Source organism: Streptomyces sp. NPDC058231, from assembly GCF_042882275.1.
In the GTDB taxonomy this organism is placed as follows: domain Bacteria; phylum Actinomycetota; class Actinomycetes; order Streptomycetales; family Streptomycetaceae; genus Streptomyces.
This window is the reverse complement of the sequence record NZ_JBHVWN010000178.1, coordinates 1-1,343: the sequence shown is the minus strand read 5'-3', so window position 1 is coordinate 1,343 and position 1,343 is coordinate 1. Positions and strand designations below refer to the sequence as shown.

1 protein-coding gene is annotated in these 1,343 nt (G+C 69.5%); it reads right to left on the bottom strand.

Annotated elements, in window-relative coordinates:
• Nucleotides 1-92: 92 nt before the first annotated feature.
• The gene (locus ACFVXE_RS39120) at nt 93-983 is read right to left on the bottom strand and encodes a glycoside hydrolase family 19 protein (protein ID WP_389678572.1); all 891 of its coding nucleotides are present in this window, start codon (nt 981-983) and stop codon (nt 93-95) included.
• Nucleotides 984-1,343 lie beyond the last annotated feature (360 nt).

Below are 1,343 nucleotides of genomic sequence, written 5' to 3'. Positions count from 1 at the left end.
CCCGTCTCGGGGCCGGCGCGTCGGGGTGGGGGGGGCCGTGCGGGCGGGGGGGCCCCCCACCCCCCGCCGGGTGACGGTCCACAGGCTGTGCATCAGCAGCTCAGGTTCGAGCCGGGGGTGGTGCCGAGGATCTGGACGAAGGCCTGGTACCGGTCGATGCGGCTCTGGACCTGGGCGGGGTTGCCACCGTTGCACTCCAGCGAGCCGTTGATCGAGCGGATCGTCTCGCCGAATCCGGCGCCGTTGACCATGGCGTTGTGGGGGGTCATGGTGCCCGGACCGCTCTGGGTGTTCCAGTACCAGAGCCCGGTCTTCCAGGCCACCGAGGCGTTCTGCTCGACCAGGTACGGGTTGCCGAGCAGATCGATGCCGAGCGCGTCGCCCGCGGCCTTGTAGTTGAAGTTCCAGCTGAGCTGGATCGGGCCGCGGCCGTAGTACGCGGACTGTCCGGCCGGGCAGCCGTAGGGCTGACTGCTGTCGCAGTAGTGCGGGTAGTTGGCCGTGTTCTGCTCCACGACGTAGACCAGACCGCCGGTCTCGTGACTGACGTTGGCGAGGAACGCGGCCGCCTCCTGGCGCTTGACCGTGTCACTGCCCGTGTTGGCGAAGCCGGGGTAGGCGCTCAGGGCCGCGGTCAGGCCGCTGTACGTGTAGAAGGAGTTCCGGCTCGGGAACATCTGGTTGAACTGCGCCTCGCTGACGACGAAGCCCGACGGGGTGCCCGGATCCGTGCCGCCACCGCCGCTTCCACAACTGCCCTGGTCCGCCCAGACGTCGGAGCTGCCCGGCTGCTCGTTCTGGGTCCACCACTTCGCGGTCCAGTTGTGCCCGTTGTACGAGGCCGCGCCGCCGCCCGTGTAGACGGACGAGGCGTTCCAGGGTGCCGCGCACTCCGCCGCCGAGGCGGTGGAGGCCGGGAGAACGACGAACATCGCGACGACCGCGCCCAGCGCGGCCATCATGCCCATGACACGTCTCATCATGCGATCACTCCTTCGGTGCGGCGCACCGGACTCATCGGTGCGCCGCCATGGGGGGTGTCCGCCACTCAAGCGGCGCTGGTCTGAACCTGTCAAGGTCTAGACCAGCTTTGAAAAACCTCCGCACAGCCGGACGGCCGCACTCGTCCGCAGCGGATCAATGAGGCGATCACCGCCCCCAACAGGCAGGATTCCGGAGCGGGTTCATCCGGATAGAAACCCCGGAAGCGAGAGGGCCGTAAGGAAAAACCTCCGCCCCCGTCCAGCATGCGGAACGGCGCGGCGGCCGGCGCGCCTGCGGCCGACCACCGCGCGAACGGTCGGCGAACGCCGGCCGAAAGGTCCGGCCGTCCGCCCCGATCG

Bases quoted from the DNA above. Each gene is read 5' to 3' on its own strand.
- ACFVXE_RS39120 (WP_389678572.1), bottom strand. From the start codon at position 983: ATGATGAGACGTGTCATGGGCATGATGGCCGCGCTGGGCGCGGTCGTC.